This window comes from Phycisphaeraceae bacterium (assembly GCA_019636655.1).
Taxonomy (GTDB): domain Bacteria; phylum Planctomycetota; class Phycisphaerae; order Phycisphaerales; family UBA1924; genus JAHBXB01.
Window position 1 is genome coordinate 174,847 of record JAHBXB010000003.1, and the last position, 22,175, is coordinate 197,021.

Consider the following 22,175-nt stretch of genomic DNA (forward strand, 5'->3'; position numbering starts at 1 on the left):
GCGTCAGGACCTCCGGACCATGACCCGCCGCTGCTGGTCTGCGACCACCCCCGCCGCCTGCGCATCCCTGAGCCAGCGGCGCGCATCGAGCGTGTATCCAGCCGTGGGCTTGAGGTCCGGGCACAGGCCGCACCAGTACGCGTTGAACCGCGCCATCATGAGTTCCCGCACATACTTCGCCACCATCGACGCGAGCGCCACGGGCAGGTGCCGGCTCTCGGCCTCGGCGAGGAACAGGACGGTCATCTCCCGGCCATCGCCGGTGAGCCGGTAGCGGCAGGCGCGGTCGGATTCCTCGAGGACGCTCACCGTGGCATCCGGCACCAGCCTGGTCAGGACCGGCCCGTAGTCCGTCCGGCCCCCCTGGCGGTCGCAGACAATCCGGGGGCCCCCATCGGCCCGGTTGGGCTCGGCGGCCCAACGGTCCCACGCGCTGCGCAGGTACGAGCCGATCGCAAGTTCGGTCGCCGCGGCCTTGGTTCCGGCGCGGTCGACGATGTCGTTGAACTGAGCCTCCCCCACCGCCCGGCATCGCATCGCCAGCACTTCGACCCCGGCACCGTGCGCGGCGAGCCGGATCGTGTTAGCGGTGATGCCCGTCTCCTCTGCGGACTGGCCCACCGGGATCGGGCGCGGCTCGCAGGCGTACCAGTCGTGCCCCTCGGGCGTCACGAAGAGCCGGTCGAAGAGTTCTGTATCCGTGGTGACCCGCACCCCCTCGTCCCCCATCGCGCCCAGGAACGCGAGCACTCCGCGTTCGAGGTGCGCTACGGGGTGGTGCCGCTGCGAGGAGTTCGCGAGCTTGAGCTTCTTGGAGTCCTCCACGGCGACCCGCCGCCGGCGGTCGCCCGGCTTGCGGCACACGCCCGCGGAGAGAAGGTCCCACAGGTCCGGGGCGCCCTCCCCGCTCTCCCACACGACGATCCGGAACGCGCTGAAGCCAACGCACAGCGGCCCGAGCATCGGCCCGTATCCTGCTTCATCGATCCCCGCCAACACCAGCGACATGGCGGCCATGGTAACTTGCGGGCGGGCAGGCGGGCGGCCCGCGCCAAAACGAAACCGGGCGGCCCCGGTGGTGCCCGGGACCGCCCAATTTGTTCCAATGCGGCCGAGAGGAGTCGAACCTCCACGGGTGTTACCCCACTAGGACCTGAACCTAGCGCGTCTGCCAGTTCCGCCACGGCCGCGGGTTGGGGAGCAAGGATATCCACGGGCCAAACCCGTGGCAACGGATCTATGCCAGGCGCGCCGCGAGATCGTCCATCGCGGCGTGCCATGTCGCGACCGAGTCAGAGTCCTCCCAGCACTCCATCAGTTCGCTGTCCGTGCGAACCCGGGCGACCGCCTTCTCGGCCATGCTGAGCAGCCGGGGCGGAGCCTTCGGCCGGGCCTGCTTGAGCCACGCCGCCAGTTCCTCGGGCAGGCCCGGGAGGGGCTTGCCCGCGGCCGCTGCAACGACTTCTGCGGCGGCAATGGCGCACTCACACACAAAGGTATCCGCGTCGTACCGCGACTCGGCCGTGATGACGGCGTTGAGCGCTTCACGGACCGCGTCCATGGAGGGGTCGTCGAGGAACTCGCCCATCCAGTCCATTGCGCCGTCGTTGTCGAAGGCGCCGACCTCCCACGTTCCCATTTGCTGGTGCTCCGGTGCGTGCCCGTTCAGGAAGTCCCGCGCACGCCTGCCGGCGGGCGCGGGGGAGAGGTCTGGTCACATCGTTTTGATCATTCGTCGTCGGCGTCGCCGGTCGTCTCGGTGGCTTTGGCGGCGGCGGGCTGGGCGACCTTGATCGCCAGCACCTTCTGCCGGATCTCCTTGAACAGGTCCGGGTTGTCCTTCAGGAACTTCTTCGCGGCCTCGCGGCCCTGGCCGACCCGCACCTCGCCGTAGGAGAACCACGCCCCGCTCTTGTCGATCACGTTCGCCTCGACCGCCAGGTCGACCAGGTCGCCCGCGGCGGAGATCCCCTCGTCGAACATGATGTCGAACTCCGCCTCGCGGAACGGCGGGGCGACCTTGTTCTTCACGACGCGGCAGCGGACGTGGTTGCCCACCGCGATGTCCCCCTCCTTGAGCGAGCCGGTGCGGCGGATGTCGATGCGCACCGAGGAGTAGAACTTCAGGGCGCGGCCGCCGGGGGTGGTCTCGGGGCTGCCGAACATCACGCCGATCTTCTCGCGGATCTGGTTGATGAAGATGACGGTGCAGTTGCTGCGGGCGATCACGCCGGTGAGCTTCCGCATCGCCTGGCTCATGAGCCTTGCCTGCAGGCCGACCTGGGCCTCGCCCATCTCCCCCTCGATCTCGGCCCGCGGGATCAGGGCCGCGACCGAGTCGACCACGATCACGTCCACCGCGTTGGACCGCACGAGCAGTTCGCAGATCTCCAGCGCCTGCTCGCCGGTATCCGGCTGGCTCACAAGCATGTTGTCGATGTTGACGCCGATGCGGCGCGCCCACGTCGGGTCCAGCGCGTGTTCCGCGTCGATGAACGCCGCGACGCCGCCGTCCCGCTGCGCGTGGGCCGCGACGGTGAGGGCCAGGGTCGTCTTGCCGGAGGACTCCGGGCCGAAGACCTCGACGATCCTGCCGCGGGGGATCCCCTTGCCTCCCAGCGCCAGGTCGAGCGAGAGGGCCCCGGTCGAGATGCCGGGGATGTTGAGGTACGCCTTCTCGTCCAGCCGCATGATCGAGCCTTTGCCGAAGGCCTTCTCGATCTGCGTCACCGCGTTGCCCAGCGCGTGGAGTTTCTCCTTGCTGGGCGCCGCCGGCGCGGCGGGTGGTGCGGCCGGCGCGGGTCTGGAGCCCGAAGCACCGCCGGATGCCGGCCCCGACGCCTGGGCCACCGGTGAACTGCTTCGATTGATTGTGTGTGATCCCCCACTTGTCCCGGTCCCCGCCGCGCCGGGCGACGGCTTGGCTTCGATCGTGGTTCCGCTGGTTCCGTTCCGGGAACCGGCTGGTGCGGACGGGGAGGGCGACGACGAGCCACTGCTGCGAGCCATGCTCAGGTCCTTTCCTGCATGTCGGCCGTGCGTAGCCGCCGCTCCGGATGTCACCGGGCTGTCGCGGGCGCACGAACCTCAGCGCTGGTCTTGAAAGGGCGAAGCGTCCATGAATCGCCTCTTCCAACCGGGGGCGGCGCTGCTCGCGGGCCCGGTGTGACCTGAGCATACCAAGGCCCAAACGCATTGTCAATGTTTGGGTTTCGCGAGGGCAACAAATAACGTAAGTCATTGCTTCGCCGACACTTCGAGACTGCCCAATCCCCCACGCACCCCCGCAGCACCCAAAAAAGGACGGCAGGCAACACTCCTTGCCTGCCGTCCGAGAGTGAACCCCCACGGTTCACACACCACCCCCCGGACCCCTATCCGCTCCCCACGAGACCCTGGAATGTTCGTGTTTGAATCTCCGCTAGTTCGCCTCCAGCGCCAGCGCACCCGCAGTTGATGCGAAACGCAGCGTCGATTCCCGCACCTTCAGCCACGGATGCAGCACCACCTGCCGGACCGGGGACGTCGGCTCGGCCATCCGCCTCGAGAGAGCCTCCCACGCCAGGTCGCACATCTGCTCCACCGGCTGCACGATCGTGCTGAGCGAAGTGGCCAGGAACTCGCCGTCCACGATGCCGTCGCACCCGACCACCGCGACGTCCTCGCCCACGCGGAGCCCGGCGTCGCGGATCCCACAGCAGGCGCCGATCGCCATGTCGTCGTTCAGGCAGAAGAGCCCGTCGAAGGACCCGTGTCGCTCGATGTCCTCGCGCACCACCTCGCGGGCCGCCGCACGCGTCTCGTTGGGCGCCGAGAGGAACCGCGACGGCAGACCGGACTCGCGCAGCACCCGCTGGTACGCCGCCGCGCGTCCGCGGCGGACGCGGTCGATCGTGCACCACCCCGTCAGGTGCGCGATCCGCCGGCAGCCGATGCTCACCAGGTGGCGCACGGCTTCGAGCACGCCGGACTCGACGTCAAACGCGACGTAGTCCAGGTCTTCGGCGTAGTCGCTGCTCATCCCGATGATCGGAGGGAGCACTGCCGTATCCACCCTCGCCTCGGCGCTACTGACGCTCGCCATGTACGCGCGGACCCGTCTTGGGCAGTCCACGGCGAGGACGCCGTCGACCGGCCAGGTACCCTGGAATCCCGGCTCGGGCTCACCGCCGCGGTCCTGGTGGTGCCCGGTCAGGAAGAGCTGGTATCCCGCGCGGCGTGCGTGCCCCATCACACCGTGGAGAACACTTGAGTAGAAGGGCGCCTCGGGGTTGCGGATCCACAGCGCGACCACCCCGGTGCGGCCAGTGACAAGCGCACGGGCGAAGCGGTTCGGCCGGTAGCCCAACTCCTCGGCGACCGCGATCACGCGGTCGTGCGTCTCGGCCGAGATGAGGCCCTGCCACTTGTTTGTCAGCGCACGCGACACCGTCGCCTGGGAAAGGCCGAGCCGCTTCGCGATCTGGTTCATGGTTACGGCCATGGCGGTCACCGACGCGTTCACGCCGCGCTGCCATGGAGCGGACCCCTCCGACCCAAACTGCCGCAAACGCAATCGCTTGCGACACCCCAGCCTACCAGACGTCGCGCCGGGGTCAAGGGTCCATTGCAGATTGCTCCGTCCGGATGGCGCGTTTGTGCGCACGCCGGCGCTCGCTGGAGGCTCCATCGGGCCGCTTTCGAGAACTTCTCGTAATCCCAGTGCAAGTCCCTGCTTGCGAACACAGCCGGGGGGCGCACTGCACGCCCTTGTGCGCACAGGTGCGCCCTGTCGCCCTGGGATAGCGGGGCTCATCGGCCCGCAGGGGGGGGAGGGGGGGGCCCCCCTCCTCCGCCACGCCTCACCCCAAGGCCCTCAGGAGAACCGACCCGAATATCAGGCCGCTCCCCCAAAGGGCAGAAAACACGTGGCCAACCACTGCCCCAACTCCCTGCTCACGAGGGATAGGGGTGTGGAGGGCGGGGCTTGCGCGTGTGACGCCACGCGCCTGACGCGGGAACGCAGCATGGCGACCTGCCGTGTGAGCCGCGAGCCGTGACCTGCTGAGAGAAAGGCCAGCATATTTTGAGACAGGACTGATACCGGAGCCAGCCGCTACCCTCTCGCCCAGACCCATTCCCCAACGTTTCCGCCCCGGAGCCCGCATGTCGAAGTTGACCACTGATAGTGCCCCGCAGTCCGCCTCGCTCGGCACGCTGACCAAAGACCTGCTGGAGGCCGAGTCAAAGATCCGCCTTGGCGGCGGCGCTGCTGCGATCGAGCGGCAGCACGAGAAGGGGCGGCTGACCGCGAGGGAGCGGATCGTGCTGCTGGTCGATCCGTCGGGCGACAGGGGAGGGGGGGGTACCCCTCCCCCCCACACAACGACCAGCGCCACACCCCTGCCGGTGTCGACATTCCAGGAACTCGGCCTCTGGTCCGCCTTCGGGATGTATAAGGAGTTCGGCGGCGCCCCCGCCGCGGGAGTGGTGACCGGGATCGGAACGGTTCACGGCCGCCGCTGCATGATTATTGCGAACGATGCGACGGTGAAGGCCGGCGCGTTCTTCCCGATGACGTGCAAGAAGATCATCCGGGCGCAAACAATCGCGATGATGGCCCGCCTGCCGCTGATCTATCTCGTGGACAGCGCGGGCGTCTTCCTGCCCCTGCAGGAGGACGTCTTCCCGGACACCGACGACTTCGGACGCATCTTCCGCAACAACGCGGTGATCAGCGCCGAGGGGATCCCGCAGATCGCGGCGATCATGGGGTACTGCGTCGCGGGCGGAGGCTACCTGCCCGTGCTGTGCGACACGCTGCTGATGACCGATGGGAGCGGGCTGTACCTCGCCGGTCCGGCGCTGGTGAAGGCGGCGATCGGGCAGGAAGTGACGGACGAGGAACTCGGCGGGGCGAGCATGCACGCGGCGATCAGCGGGACGATCGATTTCAAGGAGAAGGACGACGCGGCGTGCATCGCGAGGCTGCGATCACTGGTTGCCAAGTACGGGGACGCCGGTGGGAACACGCCGAGATCCGCTCCCGCGGGCCCCGCGGTGTCGCCGGTCCGCCCCGCCGACGACGTGCACACCGTCTTTACCGACAAGCCCGGCGCCCAGTACGACGTCGAGGAGGTCATCGCGTGCATCGTCGACGGGCGGGCGGTGCCCAACGACGACGGCCACAAGACCCTCGAGCCGGACTTCGATGAGTACAAGGCCGAGTACGGCCAGAGCATCGTCTGCGGCTACGCGAAGATCGGCGGGCACGCCTGCGGCATCGTCGCGAACCAGAAGAAACTGGTGCAGCGGAGCGTGGCGGGCGGCAAGAGCGGCCCGACCAAGGCCGTGCAGATGCCCGGCGTGATCTACGACGACAGCGCCGACAAGGCCGCGCGGTTCATCATGGACTGCAACCAGCGGAAGATCCCCCTCGTCTTCCTCCACGACACGACCGGGTTCATGGTCGGTCGCGACAGCGAGCAGGGCGGCATCATCCGCGCCGGCGCGAAGATGGTCAACGCGATGTCCAACTGCATCGTCCCCAAGATCGTCGTCATCACCGGCGGCAGTTACGGCGCCGGGAACTACGCGATGTGCGGGCGGGCGTTCGACCAGTTCATCTCCTTCGCGTGGCCCAGCGCCAAGTGCGCCGTGATGGGCGCGAACCAGGCGACGGGCGTGCTGACGACCATCGAGGAGGCCAGCCGGAATCGCAAGGGCGAGACCATCGACGAGGCGACGCACACCGCGATCTACTCGGCGATCCACGCCGGCTACACCGAGCAGGCCGACATCCGGCACGGTGCGGCCCGCGGCTGGGTGGACCGGCTCATCGAGCCGCACAAGACACGCGACGAACTCATCGCAGCGCTGCAGGCAACGGAGGGGTGGGACTATGGCAAGCCGTTCAGGACCGGGGTGTTGCAGACGTGATGTGTCAGCAACGGCTGACAGAGCTTGCATGCCCGAATCGATCTGATATACTCGTTCGCCATGTCGGATTCGTCGTTTGCGTAGTTGCGTCCCGTATGCGATTAGCCATTATGTCGAGTTGCCGCATGTGGATTCTGTTTGACCAGCGTTTCTGCAATCACCTCATCGCAATGGCATGTATCGCCTGTACTAGCACATCGGTAGCGGCGCAACCGGTAGCATGGGTCCAGCGGATGGCGAGTGGTCCATCGCCGCGCAAAATGTTTGGCATGGCTCACGATGCGGCTCGCGGGGTCACTGTGGTACTCGGGGGACTGATTCTGAATACTGGCGTTGTCTCTGAGCATTGGGAGTGGGATGGTACAGGCTGGACCCGTCGGTTTGACAGCGTGCCGTCGATTCGGGTTAAGACTGCAATGGAGTATGACTCTGCCCGGCGTGTAATCGTGCTATTCGGTGGCAACGCCCACACAAACGGGTTCCTTGCAGATACGTGGGAGTGGGACGGGACGGCGTGGTCGCAACGAATAGTGAGTGGTCCGTCGCCGCGCGATGATCACGCGATGGCCTACGATTCGGTCCGCGCCGTTTCGGTGCTCTTTGGGGGCTCCACCGCAACGAGCCTGTACAATGGCGAGACATGGGAGTGGAATGGGACGGTGTGGACATTGCGATCCACAACCGGCCCGTCGGCTCGTTCCCGTCATGCCATGGCTTATGATGCAAGTCAGGGTGTCACCTTGCTCTTCGGCGGCGCGGACAGTACAGGCACTAGGGGCGACACATGGTCTTGGAATGGCGTAACGTGGACACAAATCGGGGGTATCCAGCCACCACCCCGGGAGGCCGCCAAGTTGGTCTATGACCCGGCCAGGCAGGTATCCGTGCTCTATGGCGGGAGCGAGCAGTTCGGTCTGGGCACGTTTCACGACGATACCTGGGAGTTGAGCGGTGGAACCTGGACCCTCCGGACGGCGGGTACTCCGTCCGCGAGAGATTACTTCGGCATGGCCTACGACCCGGCTCGTCGCGTGACCGTCCTGTTCGGAGGTCAGCAGCGGAATACTCAGAACTACAACGAAACTTGGGAATTGGTGGATGTGTGCTCCGGCGCAACGATTGGAAGCCAGCCCCTGGCGCAGAGTTCCTGCCGATCAGGCTCTGCAAGGTTCACTGTAGTCGCCTCGGGTGAGGACACCTTGCACTACCGATGGCAGGTCCAGGTTGCTCCAAGCGGTGCGTGGCAGAGTCTCGCGGGTGAGCCTATTCCGCTCGCTTGTGGCGGGTTCGCATCCGTGACACCTCAGGATTCGCCGACAGTGGAGATTCACCTTTTCAGCTGCCCCGATGTTCATCACTATGGGATACGCTGCATCGTCTGGACTGCCCTAGGTTGCCCGGAAATTGCGAGTGACACCGCCACGTATACCATCTGCCATGCAGACTTTAATTGCGATTATGATCTCAACCCTGTCGACATTGCAGCCTTTGTCAAGGCGTGGCTTGCGGGCCGCACGACGGGAGAGCTAGACACCGACTTTGACCACAACGGCGCCGTCGAGCCGGCCGATATCGCCGCCTTTGTGAACGAGTGGCTCAGAGCTCTCACGAACGGGTGTTGAGCCGCGACGAGGTGGAGGGAGGCCCCCTACCCCCGCCGTCATCCCGCCGAACGCTCGCGACCAGGAGCGAGCGAGAGCATCATGCTGCTCAGGATCCTGCCGCCCACGATGGTTGTGTTGCGGCTACGCTGTCGGCGTGAGCGGACGCCGCTCCCAATGCACAGGAGAATGCACGATGAACCGGATGAACACGCTGTGGATCGCCCTCGCCGCGGCCCTGATGCTGCCACTGACTGCCCTCGCGCAGGTGCGCAACGAGGGCCTGGCCAACGGGATCGTCGCTGCCCGCCAGAAGAACGCGACGATGCTGGCGCAGTACAACTGGAACTGCCGGACGGAGGTCCTCAAGGGCGAGGCGATGCAGGATCTACGGATCGATCTGGTCAACCTCGGCCCCGACGGGCAGCCCCAGAGGACGCTGCTCAACGACCAGCAGGGCCGCCTCCCGGGCGGGTTCTTCCGCAAGGCGATCGCCGAGGGGCAGCGGAAGAAGCTCGAGAAGTTCGCCGAGGGGCTCGGCAAGCTCGTCGACCAGTACACGCTGCCGGCCGGCGGCAAGGTGGTCGAGTTCCTGTCCCAGGCGCAGGTGCAGCCGATCACCTCTCCCGACGGCCGGTCGCTCCTTCAGGTGAACGGGAGCGGCGTGGTCGTTCCCGGCGATACGTTCAGCATGACTCTCGATGGGGCCTCGCTGCTTCCCACCAGTGTCCAGATCTCGACAACGTTCGAAGGGGACCAGGTGACCATCTCGGCGACGTTCAAGACCATGAACTCCGGGCTGCACCACCTGCAATACGCCACCGTGGAGGTGCCCAGCAAGAGTCTCACGGTGAACATTCACAACTACGACTACGTGCCCAACGATTGATCCGCGGGGGGAGGGGGAGGCCCCATCCACCCCACCCCCACCTCTCCATACGTACCCTCGCGAGCCGAGCCCGGTTTCGAGTCCGGGTGCTCGCTGGTTTTTGCTGAGATCGGAAAAACGGGTTGCATGGGCCCCAATGTGCGCTAGGCTGGATTCAGCACGCGTTTCATAGGAGGCCCAAATGAAACTGACGATCGCGTCCGTCCTGGTTGTACTCGTGGCCGCTCTGGCTCCCACCGCTTCGGCGGATGTCCAGAGAGGAAAAGTCCGCAGCGCCAACACTCCGCTGGGGTTCTCGACCGTCACGCTGTACGTCGCCGGGAACGGCGAGGCCGCCTCGGCGCCGCTCGGGTCGGATGTCGCGGACCGCAACGGGCACTTCGCGATCCACTTCCAGCCGCCGCAGAATCCTGATGCGGTGCTGTACCTGATCGCCGATGGGCCGCACCCGACCACTCGACTCGCGACGGTTCTCGGGAGCGGGACCTGCCCCGAGACGGTCACGATCAACGAGCGGACCACGATCGCCACGGCCTACGCGATGGCGCAGTTCATCGACGGGGCCGCGATCGGTGGAAAATGGCCCGGGCTGCAGAACGCCGCTGGGACGCTGCGCAACCTGGTCGATGTACGAAACGGCACCGTCGGTCACGTGCTCGGCACGCCGCCCAATGGGAACGCGACGTCGACGATGCAGACGTTCAACTCGCTGGCCAACCTGTTGGCGGGCGCGATCCGGGGCGGGCACTTCGGCGCGCTGCTGTTCCTCGCCACGCCGCCCGGAGGGCCGCCGCCCGCCGACACGCTGCAGGCGGCCGTCAACATCGCCCACTACCCGTGGCAGAACCCGCTGGCGCTGTACCTGGTCTCGCAGGCCTATCAGCCGTACCAGCCGTCGAGGTCGCACGCGCCGATCACGTGGACACTAGCGCTCAAGTACACCGGGAACGGGCACGAGTTCGACGGGCCTGGCGCCATGGCGTTCGACGCCCGCGGCGACGTGTGGATCTGCAACAACTACATGTTCCGGCACAACCGGCTGCTTCCCACGTGCGGCGGGAGGATGGTGCTCAAGCTGACCGCGACCGGGGAGGATGCGCCCGGGGCGCCGTTCGACGGAAACCCGGCGGGTGTCGACGGCGTCGGGTTCGGGATCACCGTGGACCCTGAGGGCAACGTGTGGCTGGGGAACTTCGGGTTCTTCGGGTCGACGTGCCCGTGCCGGTTTGCGCCGCCCGCAAACAGCGTGTCAAAGCTCAACGCCGCCGGGATGCCGCTCAGCCCGCCGACCGGCTTCACCCAGGGGTGTATCGCGTCGCCGCAGTCGACCGTCTCGGACCAGAAGGGGAGCATCTGGATCGCGAACGCCTGCGGCGGGAGCGTCACCAAGTACATCTCGGGCCACCCGGACACGAACTGGGTCTACGGCATCGACAGCAACTCTCGGCTCAAGCCGGGAATGTGCCCGCAGACGGCGAACTCCAGGCCGTTTGGCATCGCGATCGACGGCTCGGGGAACGCCTGGGTCACGGACAACCTGAACTTCACCGCCTTCCGCCTCTCGCCTGAAGGCACGCGGACCGCGCTCGCCGGCCCGGAAACCGGGATCAACCGACCGATGGGGATCGCGGTCGACAGCCACGACGGCGTCTGGATCTCCAACTCCGGCGTCGTCAACATGCCGTGCACGTACTGCGATGTGGGAGGGGCCCAGGATTACGGGCAGCTCGCCCCGGATCTAACCTCGGCCTCGATCACGCATCTCGATTCGGACGGCAACTTCGTCGGCAACTACACCGGCGGCGGGCTGTGGATCCCGTGGGGCATCGCGGTGGATGGCAACGACAACGTGTGGGTGGCCAACTTCGGCGGGTTCCGCGTCTCGGGGTTCAACGGATCGACCGGCGAGCCGCTCTCGCCGCTGGGCTTCTACAGCGACGCCCTCGACCGAAACACCGCGGTTTCGATCGATCCCTCGGGCAACGTGTGGCTTGCCAACAACTGGCGGACGATCCCGATCCAAATCAACCCGGGGGGTGACGGAATGGTCGTGTTCATCGGTCTGGCGGCGCCGGTCAAGACGCCCCTCATCGGCCCGCCGCAGCGACCGTAGAACGGCGCAATCAGCGGACGGGCATATCGGTCAGGTTCGGCGCGGCCCAGATCTTCCATGAGGCCGGGTCCGCGCCGAGCTTGCGGCCGAGGTCGGACAGGGAATCCATGGTCGGCTTCTCGAAATCGCCCTCGACCGGTGGGCGCCAGTCGGAGGGGATTCCGACGACGCGGACCTCGATGTCCGCGTTGAATGCGGCGTTGACGTAGTCGGCCTCGGCGGCCAGCAGAGCGACCTCCGCGAGGGTCGCCGAGCGGATCGCGATCTCGAGGCTCGGCGCGGCAATCGCGGGCCACTTGAGCTGCACAGTCTTTGGGGCGTGGGTCAGTTGGTTGTTGATGATGATCCAGTAACGGACCTTCGGGAGCGGTTTGCCCGGGTTCGCGGCCCGCCAGCGAGGGATGAACGCGTTCGGGTTGCGCCAGTCGAGGCGGAGGAAGACATTGGCGGTGATCCCTCCGTCCGCGTAGATCGATTCGCTGATCCCGGTCGGGGGGAAGACCACCGGGATCGACGCTGACGCGAGCATGACCTCCTGCACCGGGCGAGGGTCGCCGCTTGTGCTCGCCTCTTCCGCGAGCATGCCCACATCCCAGAACTTCTGGCGGCCGAGGTCCAGGTCGGTGGCGCTCACGATGAGCACCTTGCCCTTGGCCGACTGCGCGGCCATCTGGTCCACGAACGGTTCATCGACCGCGTGCCGGAGATCCCGCTCCAGGCCCGGAAGGGTCATGAACGACGGGTTTGAGGGGAGGAAATACAGCAGGCCTCGCTCCTCGATCCAGTCCGGTTTCGGATCTCGGTAGAAGGCATTCACCTGGCTGCAGGTCTCGTCGGTGCCGATGTAGGCAAAGGGCGCCAGCATGGCGCCCGTGCTGACACCGGTTACGACATCGAAGTCGGGGCGACGCCATTCGGGATCCTGAACCGTGCCCCATCCGACGAGAAACCCCGCGCCGAAAGCGCCGTAGTCACCGCCGCCGGAGAGCGCGAGGATGTTCAGGACCGGCGGCCCCGACTCGGCCTCCTTCTCCTGAACTCGGACTATGAGCCTTCCAACCGCGTCGTGGAGGGCTTCCGCCATCTCCTCGGAATCGGTGTGGGCCCGCTGGGCCAGTTGTGCGTCCGTGAGGATCGGGCGCGCCGGCGCGGAGCACCCGGACATCGCCGCGGCTCCCGCAAGCCCGGCGGCAACCAGACTCAGTCCAAGGCAGGCCGCATTCAAACTGGTACCACGATCATCGAGAATCATCCGACATCCTCCGTCAACTCGGGCTCCATCAAACGGCCCGAGCGTGCGGGCCATCACCCGCGGGCAAAACCGCAGGGCGTGGCAGCATATCACGGCGGCCAACTGAAGTGGACCCGACGGGCGAGTGCCCCCCGGATAATGGGAAGCGATCGGTTACCCGTCGGTCATCCCCTTGAGCTGCCTCAGCGCATCGAAGGCCTGGAGCGGGGTGAGCGTGTCGATCTTGATCTCTCGCAGCGCATCGATCGCCGGGTGCGGGACATACTCCGTAAAGAGCGAGAGCTGGCCGTTGGGCACCGGCCTTGTGCCGGTGACATCCTCGGGCCGCCGCGGTGGGATATGGCCGGGCTCGGAACCGGAGTGGTGCACGGCGAGGGACTCGAGCACCTCTCGGGCGCGGCGGACGGTGTCGCTCGGGATGCCCGCGAGTTTCGCGACGTGGATGCCATAGGACTGGCTGGTCCGGCCGGGCAGGATGCGGTGGAGGAAGACGATCGACTCCCCCCACTCCCGCACCGACACGTGCAGGTTCATGACCCGGCCCTGGAGTTGCTCCTCGAGCCCGGTGAGTTCGTGGTAGTGCGTTGCGAACAGGGTCCGGGGGGCGCCGCGGCGGGATCGCGGTTCCCGGCCCCCTGGCGCGGCGAGCGTTTCGGCGATCGCCCATGCGAGTGCGAGCCCGTCGAGGGTGCTGGTGCCGCGGCCGATCTCGTCCAATATCACGATGGACCGCTCGGTGGCGTGGTGCAGGATCCGGGCGGTCTCGGTCATCTCGACCATGAACGTGCTCTGCCCGGCGTGCAGCGCATCATCGGCGCCGACACGCGTGAAGATCCTGTCGGCCAGGCCAACGAGGGCCCGCTGCGCGGGCACAAACGAGCCGGTGTGCGCGAGCAGGGCGAGCAGGGCGGTCTGCCGGATGAACGTACTCTTGCCGGCCATGTTCGGTCCGGTGATCAGAGCCAGGCGGGGGCCGGCGGCCGTGTCGCCTTCGCCGATCCCAAGTCCGACGTCGTTCGGGACGAAGTTCGTGCCGAGCAACTCATCGAGCACGGGGTGCCGCCCCTGGGTGATGCTGAGCACGGGCTCATCAACGATCTCCGGACGCACCCAGGATCGGCGGGCCGCCTTCTCGGCGAAGCACTGCAGCACATCGATCTCGGCGCAGGCATCGGCGAAGGCGCCGATGGCTGGAATCGATGAAGCCGATTCGGCGCACAACCGGGCAAAGATCGCCTGCTCCCGCGCGATCGCGCGGGCCTCGGCACGGGTGGCCTTCTCCTCAAAATCCTTGAGTTCCGGCGTGATGAATCGCTCGGCGTTGGTCAGCGTCTGTTTTCTAGTAAAGGAAGGAGGGGCGCTCCTGGCCTGGGATTTGGTCAGTTCGATGTAGTAGCCGAAGACCTTGTTGAAGCCGACCTTGATCCCCGACAGGGAGTGCGCCTCGACCAGGGTTTTCTGGTAAGTAGCCAGCCATGCCGCGCCGTCTCGCTGCAAACCTCGCGACTCGTCCAGATCGGCGTCGAAACCGTCGCGGATCAGGCCCCCTTCACGGAGGTGATGAGGCGGCGAATCCACGCACGCGGCGGCGATGCTGGCCGCGAGGGGCGCGATTTGGTCCGCAACGGCCTCGAGACGCTCCGCAAAGCCGATGAGGGCCGGCGCACCTGCGAGGGATTCGGACAGGGACTGCACCTGGCCGAGCGACTTGGCGAGGGCCACCAAGTCCCGCGGAGTGGCCCGGTCGAGGGCCAACCGGGCGGCGATCCGCGTGACATCCTGGACACCGCCGAGGGACTCACGGAGGGTCCCGGCGGTCCGACGATCCTCGACCATCGTCGCGACCGCCCGCTGACGGTGGGCGATCGCTGAGCCATCGGACAGCGGGCGGCAGAGCCAGTCTCGGAGCAGCCGCTTGCCCATCGGCGTGACACATCCGCCGCCCGGTCCGGAGAAGACGCCGAGCAGGGAGCCCGCCGCATCGCCGTCGCGGAGCGTTCGTACGACCTCAAGGGCCCGCAGGGTCGTTGAATCGATGACCAGCCCGGTGGCCGGGTCCTCGCGGCGTGGCGGGCGGAGGTGGCGGAGGGGGCCCGTGCGAGGTGTCGAACCGGGATCGCCCGGGGCCTGCGTGTCGCGCAGGTACCGGAGCACTGCGCCCGCGGGCCCTATGGCGTGGTCATCGTCGCCGAGCCCGAACCCGGCGAGTGTGCCGACGGCGAACTGCTCGAGCAGGGCCTCGCGTCCCTCGGCGCCGCGGAACTGCCAGGCCGGCCGCCCGGTGCCGGCGACTCCGAGCACGCTCAGCACGCCCTGTACGCGATCGGGTACCTGCCCGGTCGCGGTTGCCGCGTAGAGCACCTCGGTCACCCCGCGGCGGGAGAGTTCATCGAGGAGCGGCTCGTACTCGGCGTCGAACACGATGAACTCGCCGCTGGCGAGATCGACCACCGCCGCGGCGCCGCGCGGCCGGTCACCGCTCTCGACGAAGGCGACCGCGGCGAGCCGACTGCTCGCATCGGCCTCCAGCAGTGATTCATCGACGAGCGTCCCCGGCGTGAGCACACGGGTCACACCGCGCTCGACGATGCCCTTAGCCTCCGCCGCATCTTGGATCTGCTCGCAGACGGCAACGCGGAAGCCGTGCCCGATCAGTTTCCGGAGGTAGTTTTCGAGTTGGTGGTAGGGCACGCCCGCCATGGGGACGCCCTCGGTGCGCTGGGTGAGCGTCAGGCCGATGGCCTTTGAAACGGCCACGGCGTCGTCGTCGAACATCTCGTAGAAGTCGCCGATGCGGAAGAGCAGGACGCAATCAGGGTGCTGCCGCTTGAAGCGGTAGTATTGCTGCATCGCCGGAGTTTCGCGTGGGTCGGCCATTGGGGGGTGGGAGAAACGTGCGCCGCGCTGCCGGAAACACCCGGCAGAATCCGCGAAGCGTACGTTGCCCGAACTGCCCGATCCTCTGGTCGGAATGGGCGGGCTACTTCCGGTTGAGGAGGGTGATCAGCTCGTCGTGAATGCGACCGTTAGTGGCTACGCCGGCTCCACCGTGAGCGGTCACGTTCCCGTGCCAATCGGTGCAGCGTCCGCCGGCCTCACGCAGGATCGGGATCGCCGCGGCCATGTCCCAGGGCTTCATCACGGGTTCGACGACGGCATCGATACGTCCTGTTGCGACCAGCACGAGGGCGGAGCAATCGCTCCAGCCTCGTATGGAATTGAAGGACTCTGCGAGACGGCCGAATGCCGGCAGTTGGCCAGCCTGACTGAAGTAATCAGTAGAAGTGGTGCAGCACAGGGCGCTTCCGATCGCGTCAACCGTGCTCACCCGAGCCGGTTGAGGGAATTCGTCAGGGCGAGCGGCGTGCCACGCACCCCCTCCGCTCGCCGCCCAGACGGTTTCCCCAAGTGCGGCGAGCGTGATCACGCCGGCGGTGCACTCCCCGGCTCGCTCGGCCGCGATCATTGTGCCCCACAGCGGGACCCCGCGGACGAACGACGCGGTGCCGTCGATCGGGTCGACAATCCATCGCCATCCGCTCGTACCGGTTGACTCTCCAAACTCCTCGCCGAGGACGCCGTCATCGGGGAATCGATCTGCCAGTACACGCCGGATGAGCTGCTCGGCTTCGCGATCGGCACGGGTCACCGGGGAGCCGTCCGACTTCTCCTCGACGCGAAGACCGGCGCGGTTGAAGTACGAGTTGGCGAGGTCCCCCGCGGCGTGGGCGAGTTCTCGTGCCGCCGAGAGTCGGCGCTCCACGTCGGCGTCGGGGTGAGGGATCATCTCGGCATCGTACTAACCAAGTGCGAGCAGCGCAGAGAATAGCCCCGGGGAAAGGGCTCCCCGGGGCTGCGAGAAAAGGCGGTATTAGCGCCGGCGGCGGCGGGTCGCCACGATTCCACCGGCCACAACCAGGGCGGCGGCCCCGGGGGCGGGGACGGCGTTGACGGTGACCATGTCGTACCGCAGGGTCCCCGAACCGGCGTAGCTGCTGGTCGCGGTGGCCGCGGAGTAGGCATTGCCCGCGGAGGGATCGAAGATGGACACAAAGCGGAACGCGAAGGCGGGATTGTTGTCGGCGGCGGCGATCGACGAGAGGTCGACGCTGCGGAGGTTGTACCAGAAGTCGCCGCCGGAGTTCGCTTCGAAGATCCCGTCGCCCGCCAGGCCGGCCGTGATGAACGTCGAGCCGTCGAGCGAGTACTGGAACTGGATAAACCGCGACGACGTGTTGCTGTGGCGGAGGTCGAAGGCGACGGAGATGCCCGAGAAGCCGGCGGTGCTGACGTCGAACCGGACGCCGGCGGTACCGGACGCCGTGCCCTGGGCGGGGTAGGACGTCGTGTTGTACGCGCTGTCGTCGCCGACGTTCGGGTCGCTCGAGCCGCCGGTCGCATCGCCGCTGGCAAACGACGCGGTGATCCCGCCGATCGGGGTGAGCAGGCCGGACCCGAGGTTTGGCGTGAGAATTCCGGTGCCGTTGTTCCCGTCACCGGGCGACGGCGTATTGAAGTCCCACTGCGTGACGATATCGGCATTGGCCGCTGCAGCGAGCGACAGGCCGACGATCAACGGGAAGGCACGGCGCATGGACATAGCTCATCTCTCCTCTCGTGGTGTCTGCCCGGCCGTGCGAAACACATGATCACACCCGCCGGAAGTTCCGAGCGGGGAGACTAGCGGGCACCATGTGTCAGCCTGCTCGGCCGTCAGTCAAGATTCCGTCAAGCCGATCCACGGACGCGCGGGGCTCTTAGCGCATTCTTGTCAAAGTCTTTGAGATGCCGCGGCGTGACCGCAAGTACCGTGCGGTCCTCAGTGGCAGACTGAGATGGCCCTTGCCCGAGCACCCACGGACACCCGCATGCCCCGTCGACTCTTCTCTCAAGGCCGCCGCGCGTTCACCCTGATCGAACTTCTGGTGGTAATCGCCATTATCGCGGTGCTGGTCTCGATTCTGCTGCCCTCGCTGGCGGGGGCACGGGAGTCGGCTCGGCAGACCAAGTGCGGCGCCAACCTGCGGCAGTTGTCGATCGCGGCCACGACGCACGCCAATGACTTCAAGGGCCTGTTCTCGACCGGGCCCTTCGACAACCGGCGCAAATCCGGGTACGGCCGGTTCGACGAGGTGGGCTGGGTGGCGGACTACAACAACGGTGGGTATGCGACGCCGGGGCAGGTGCTCTGCCCATCGAGTGTTGCGCAGTCGTGCCAGAACCTGAACCTGCAGCGGGCCAATGACAACCCGTACCAGACGTTCCCGCAGACCGAGTTGGATCGGCTTATCAAAGAGGGGTTCAACACGAACTACTGCCAATCGTGGCAGATGGCCTACACGGCGACCCGCACCCTTTCTCCGGGCGGCTCGCCGGATGTCAAGGACATTCGCTATGTGCAGGGGCCGCTGCGTGAGCACTGGATTTCGAGCGATATCAGCCCGTCGCGGGTCCCGCTTCTTGCCGACGGCACGATCAAGACCGGCCTCGACACCGTGAGCATCAACGGCGTTCTGGTCACCGGCGCCAAGGCGACGACGGACGGGCCCGCTGTCGCGAACGTGCCCGGGCGGGGGATTGTGTGGGGTCGACAGGACTACACGGACTTCGGACCCGTGCATGGCAAGGGGAGCTTCATGAGCCGCGGCGGGGCCAACCACGACCGCATCTACGGCAACATTGGGTTTGCAGATGGGCACGCGGAGACATTCACCGATACCAATCGTGATGGCGAGTTCGGCGGCACGCAGACCGCGTACCCCGGCGGCATCACGGCGCTCAAGTACCACGAGATCGAGGGCAAGGTGTTCGGTGGCTGGCTCAGCACACCGGGCCTGCCGTTCTAGGAGGCGACGAGGGCGCGATCACAACGTCGGATCAGGGTGATGCGCGGCGGGTGCGCGCACAGTCAACCGTTTGTTCTTCGCCTTCACCCGATCTTCATCAACCGAGCGGTGACATTCACGATCCAAGATCTAATCTCTGGCTCGAAGAGCAGGACCCACGTTTTCGGCTAACCAGGAGGACAGCATGTCGTATCGGAGAAATGCTTGGATCGCTGCGGCTGCGGTGTTTGCTGCCACAGCAGCCGCGTCGGCCCAGCAGACGGTGACCCAGTGGACGTTCAACAGCCCCGTACCGGACGGCAACACCGGAACGGGCGTCACTACGCCGGCCATCGGCGCGGGCGTCCTGACGGATATCGGCGGGATCACCTCGACCTTTGCCAGCGGCGATGCGTCGGGCGGTTCCAGCGATCCCAATGTCGGCGACGACAGCGGGTACCAGACGACCAACTACCCCGCACAGGGTGCGGGCTCCGGCACCGCAGGTGTTGAGTTCGCGGTCTCCACGGTGGGCTTCACGAACATCGTGGTCACCTGGGATCACCGCCACAGCAACACATCCTCTCGCTTCTCCCAGTTTATGTACTCCACCGACGGCGTGAACTTCATCGCGGGACCGGTGTTCGAGGCCACCGGTGGCGATACGTGGTTCAACGGCCGCACCGCCGATCTCTCGGCCGTGCCCGCCGCGAGCAACAACCCGAACTTCAAGTTCCGCATCGTCGCCGTGTTCGATCCGGGCCTTGGTTCGCTGTACTCCGCCGCGACCGCCACATCCACCTACGCCGGCGGCGGCACCAATCGCTTCGACATGGTGACGGTCAGCGGTATGGGCTCGTCACCGACCCCCCCCACTGGCAGCGGCGCGGCGCAACCCGGCGCCATCTGTTCCACAGAAACGACGGTGACGGTCTCCGTCGCCGCCAGCGGCGGTCTTAATCCCCCGAGCACGGGCATCACCGTGACGGCCAACCTCTCGACGATCGGCGGGTCGGCCTCTCAGACCCTGTTTGACGACGGCACGAATGGGGACACCGTCCCCGGCGACGGCGTATTCTCCTACACCGCGACGCTCCCGGGCAACCTCACGCCGGGAAGCCGGTCGCTCGGGTTCACGGTTGCCGATGCGCAGGCGCGTTCCTCGAACGGATCGATCACGCTGGCCGTGGCGAACTGCTCGCAGAACTCGACGGCTCCGATGGTGATCAGCGCGGTGTTTGGCGGCGGCGGCAACTCCGGCGCGCCGCTCTACGCGGACTTCGTTGAGCTGCACAACCGTTCGGGGAGCACGGTGAATCTGGCCGGGTGGTCCCTCCAGTACGCCCCCTCGTTCTCGCAGCAGTTCGATGCCTCGCGGACGATCAATCTGAGTGGCTCGATCCCGGCGGGGCGGTATGTGCTGATCCAGACCAACCGCGGCTCCGATATCAACGGTCTGCCGTTCACCGCCGACATCCTTGGGTACAACCCGCTCGACGAGCAGAGCGTGGGCGTGGCGATGGCCAACGACGCGGGCCGGCTGGCGCTGTGCAACTCCACGACGCCGATCGGCACGAACTGCGCGGATGCCTCCGTGGTTGACTTCGTCGGGTATGGATCCAGTGCCCTGTGCTTCGAGGGCGCCGCCGCGACGGGCAACCTGTCGAACATCCTCTCCGCGGTTCGCAAGAACAACGGTTGCCAGGACACCAACCAGAACTTCAACGACTTTGATATTGCGTTCCCCGACTTCCCGCGCAGCCTCGCCTCTCCGGCTGTGCTGTGTGGACCCTCCGGACCCGACTGCTTCAACCGGACGGCGCCGAATCAGAACGGCCTCCCCATCGCCGGCGGACCCGATGGCACGGCTGACTCGGCCCAGTGCATCGGCGACTGGGACCGGAACAACGTCGTCGAGCCCTCGGATATCGCGCAGTTCGTGCAGTCCTGGTCGTTCGCGGTCTCCAACCCCGGGCTCCCGGGTGTGTCGCTGTACGCCGATATCGACTGCAACGGCGCTGTGGAACCGGCTGACATCGGAGTGTTCATCCAGAGCTGGATCGGCGGCCTGACCTCCGGACAGCTCGGTTGCCCATGAACGGGCCCCGCGGCCACGTCAACAGGTATTCCTCCGCCCGTGGCTTGATCGCCGCGGGCGGCCTTTTTCCCGGCATACTCACAAGGAGCTCTGATGCTGATCCCGCTGCTGTTGATCCTGCCTGTTGGACTGGCCCAGCCCCAGTCGAACATCCAGCGTGTCGAACTCGTGGCCCGGGGGACGATCGCGGCGGACGCGACGGACACCTCCGGACTCACGGAGTCGATCACGCCGAACGTTGCCAACAACGTGCTGGCATCGCTTGGGTCCGGGGTCACGTCGACGCCGCAGGCTGGTCGGTATCTCTTTGTCGCCGATCGCGGGCCGCTCGATGGCGCCGCGCCGTACCGGTGCCGCATGTTCACCATGGATCTGGCTGTTGATCTGGCCGCGGGCACGATCACTCCGAAGCTGGTCCAGACGACGTTGCTTTCAACAGCCGACGGCAGGGCGTTCATCGGGTCTGCTTCGCTCAGGCAGGATGACGATGCGGACGCGCCGGACGTCGACGCGTTCCGACTTGACCCGGAGGCCGTGCGGATCGGGCCCGATGGGAGTGTGTACATCGCCGAGGAGTACCGCACGGGTATCGGGCGATTCGGGGCAGATGGCCGGCTTCAGTCGTGGCTCGCGATCCCCGCGGCGTTCGCGTGTGTCCATCCATCCGCGAATCCTCGCGATGAGCTTCCGCCCACGAACACGGTCGGCCGCCAGCCCAACCGGGGTTTCGAGGGCCTGGCGATCACTCCGGATGGCCGCAGGCTGTACGCGGCACTGCAGAGCCCGCTGATCCAGGATGGGGCGCTGTCGTCCGACGGTCGGCGGATCGGGGTCAACGTACGGTTGCTCGAGATCGACCTTCGGAGCGGCGCGACTCGTGAGTTCGTCTACGTGCTCTCCAATGCGTCGCTGGGGCTCAACGAACTCCTGTGCCTCCCGAATGGCGACCTGCTCGCCATCGAGCGGGACGGTCGTTCGGCCGCGGAATCCCGCGTCAAGTCCATCATCCGATTCGCGATTGGCGGTGCGACGGATGTGTCCGCGATCTCTTCGCTACCGTCCACCGGCCTTCCCGACGGAGTGACCCCGGTCACGAAGTCGGTGGCAGTCGACCTGCTCTCGCCGGAGTTTGGACTGGCGAGCACGAGTTTCCCGGAGAAGATCGAGGGACTCGCAATCGGTCCACCGATGCCCGACGGCCGCCAGACGATCCTCGTCACGAGCGACAACGACTTCAGACCCGACTCGCCAACGTTCCTGTGGCTGTTTACGTTGCCGGATCCGGGGGGCGCGGGCACCGCCCAGACGGAGTAGCAGCCGACGCTCGACGTTCCTCCGGCTATCCGTGCATTGACCCCGTCGTGCCAGCGGTCTACGCTGGGGTCAAGACTGCGGGGTAGAGCAGCCTGGTAGCTCGTCGGGCTCATAACCCGGAGGTCGCAGGTTCAAATCCTGCCCCCGCTACTTCTTGTGTGAAAG

Annotated in this window: 15 protein-coding genes and 2 tRNA genes; 8 read left to right on the forward strand and 9 right to left on the reverse strand. The window is 66.7% G+C overall.

The genetic code is table 11. The features are described from left to right. Positions 1–3: 3 nt before the first annotated feature. The 5 genes from KF745_10580 to KF745_10600 all read right to left on the reverse strand — a co-directional run bounded on the left by KF745_10580 (position 4) and on the right by KF745_10600 (position 4,483). Positions 4–1,008 carry a hypothetical protein gene (locus KF745_10580; protein MBX3358863.1) on the reverse strand — a complete coding sequence of 335 codons (1,005 nt, stop codon included), beginning with the start codon at positions 1,006–1,008 and terminating at the stop codon, positions 4–6. A 98-nt stretch (positions 1,009–1,106) separates the two neighbouring features. After that, positions 1,107–1,190: transfer RNA gene (locus KF745_10585), tRNA-Leu, on the reverse strand. Between the two features lie 47 nt (positions 1,191–1,237). Beyond that, positions 1,238–1,639, reverse strand: a complete 402-nt coding sequence (locus tag KF745_10590) for a DUF4259 domain-containing protein (protein MBX3358864.1) — start codon at positions 1,637–1,639, stop codon at positions 1,238–1,240. Between the two features lie 89 nt (positions 1,640–1,728). Continuing rightward, on the reverse strand, positions 1,729–3,009 hold the full coding sequence (recA, locus tag KF745_10595; GenBank protein ID MBX3358865.1) for a recombinase RecA: 1,281 nt from the start codon (positions 3,007–3,009) through the stop codon (positions 1,729–1,731). A 412-nt stretch (positions 3,010–3,421) separates the two neighbouring features. Further along, positions 3,422–4,483 carry a LacI family DNA-binding transcriptional regulator gene (locus tag KF745_10600; protein MBX3358866.1) on the reverse strand — a complete coding sequence of 354 codons (1,062 nt, stop codon included), beginning with the start codon at positions 4,481–4,483 and terminating at the stop codon, positions 3,422–3,424. Positions 4,484–5,145: 662 nt separating this feature from the next. On the opposite strand from KF745_10600, the gene KF745_10605 reads away from it, so the two are divergent. The 4 genes from KF745_10605 to KF745_10620 all read left to right on the forward strand — a co-directional run bounded on the left by KF745_10605 (position 5,146) and on the right by KF745_10620 (position 11,521). Continuing rightward, positions 5,146–6,918, forward strand: a complete 1,773-nt coding sequence (locus tag KF745_10605) for an acyl-CoA carboxylase subunit beta (protein ID MBX3358867.1) — start codon at positions 5,146–5,148, stop codon at positions 6,916–6,918. Between the two features lie 710 nt (positions 6,919–7,628). Further along, a complete protein-coding gene (locus KF745_10610; GenBank protein ID MBX3358868.1) occupies positions 7,629–8,540 on the forward strand; it encodes a hypothetical protein in 912 nt (303 codons plus the stop codon). 175 nt (positions 8,541–8,715) lie between these two features. Beyond that, the gene (locus tag KF745_10615) at positions 8,716–9,408 is read left to right on the forward strand and encodes a hypothetical protein (protein MBX3358869.1); all 693 of its coding nucleotides are present in this window, start codon (positions 8,716–8,718) and stop codon (positions 9,406–9,408) included. Positions 9,409–9,589: 181 nt separating this feature from the next. Then, positions 9,590–11,521, forward strand: a complete 1,932-nt coding sequence (locus KF745_10620; protein MBX3358870.1) for an NHL repeat-containing protein — start codon at positions 9,590–9,592, stop codon at positions 11,519–11,521. 10 nt (positions 11,522–11,531) lie between these two features. Here the strand turns inward: KF745_10620 and KF745_10625 are convergent, their stop codons facing one another. The 4 genes from KF745_10625 to KF745_10640 all read right to left on the reverse strand — a co-directional run bounded on the left by KF745_10625 (position 11,532) and on the right by KF745_10640 (position 17,373). After that, positions 11,532–12,686, reverse strand: coding sequence for a patatin-like phospholipase family protein (locus KF745_10625; GenBank protein MBX3358871.1), 1,155 nt, complete (start codon positions 12,684–12,686; stop codon positions 11,532–11,534). A gap of 240 nt (positions 12,687–12,926) precedes the next feature. Further along, positions 12,927–15,650 carry a DNA mismatch repair protein MutS gene (mutS, locus tag KF745_10630; protein ID MBX3358872.1) on the reverse strand — a complete coding sequence of 908 codons (2,724 nt, stop codon included), beginning with the start codon at positions 15,648–15,650 and terminating at the stop codon, positions 12,927–12,929. Positions 15,651–15,753: 103 nt separating this feature from the next. After that, positions 15,754–16,560: an inositol monophosphatase family protein gene (locus KF745_10635; protein ID MBX3358873.1), complete on the reverse strand. Its 807-nt coding sequence runs from the start codon at positions 16,558–16,560 to the stop codon at positions 15,754–15,756. A gap of 84 nt (positions 16,561–16,644) precedes the next feature. Further along, positions 16,645–17,373 (reverse strand): hypothetical protein, encoded by a 729-nt coding sequence (locus KF745_10640; protein MBX3358874.1) that lies wholly within the window; start codon positions 17,371–17,373, stop codon positions 16,645–16,647. A 268-nt stretch (positions 17,374–17,641) separates the two neighbouring features. Between KF745_10640 and KF745_10645 the strand changes: the two genes are divergently transcribed. The 4 genes from KF745_10645 (at position 17,642) to KF745_10660 (ending at position 22,160) form a co-directional block, all read left to right on the forward strand. After that, positions 17,642–18,619 carry a prepilin-type N-terminal cleavage/methylation domain-containing protein gene (locus tag KF745_10645; protein MBX3358875.1) on the forward strand — a complete coding sequence of 326 codons (978 nt, stop codon included), beginning with the start codon at positions 17,642–17,644 and terminating at the stop codon, positions 18,617–18,619. Positions 18,620–18,803: 184 nt separating this feature from the next. Continuing rightward, entirely contained in the window at positions 18,804–20,696 is a 1,893-nt protein-coding gene (locus KF745_10650; GenBank protein ID MBX3358876.1) for a lamin tail domain-containing protein, read from the forward strand. A gap of 93 nt (positions 20,697–20,789) precedes the next feature. Then, positions 20,790–22,010, forward strand: a complete 1,221-nt coding sequence (locus KF745_10655; protein ID MBX3358877.1) for an esterase-like activity of phytase family protein — start codon at positions 20,790–20,792, stop codon at positions 22,008–22,010. 76 nt (positions 22,011–22,086) lie between these two features. Then, positions 22,087–22,160 (forward strand) — tRNA-Met (locus KF745_10660). The last annotated feature ends 15 nt before the right edge of the window (positions 22,161–22,175 follow it).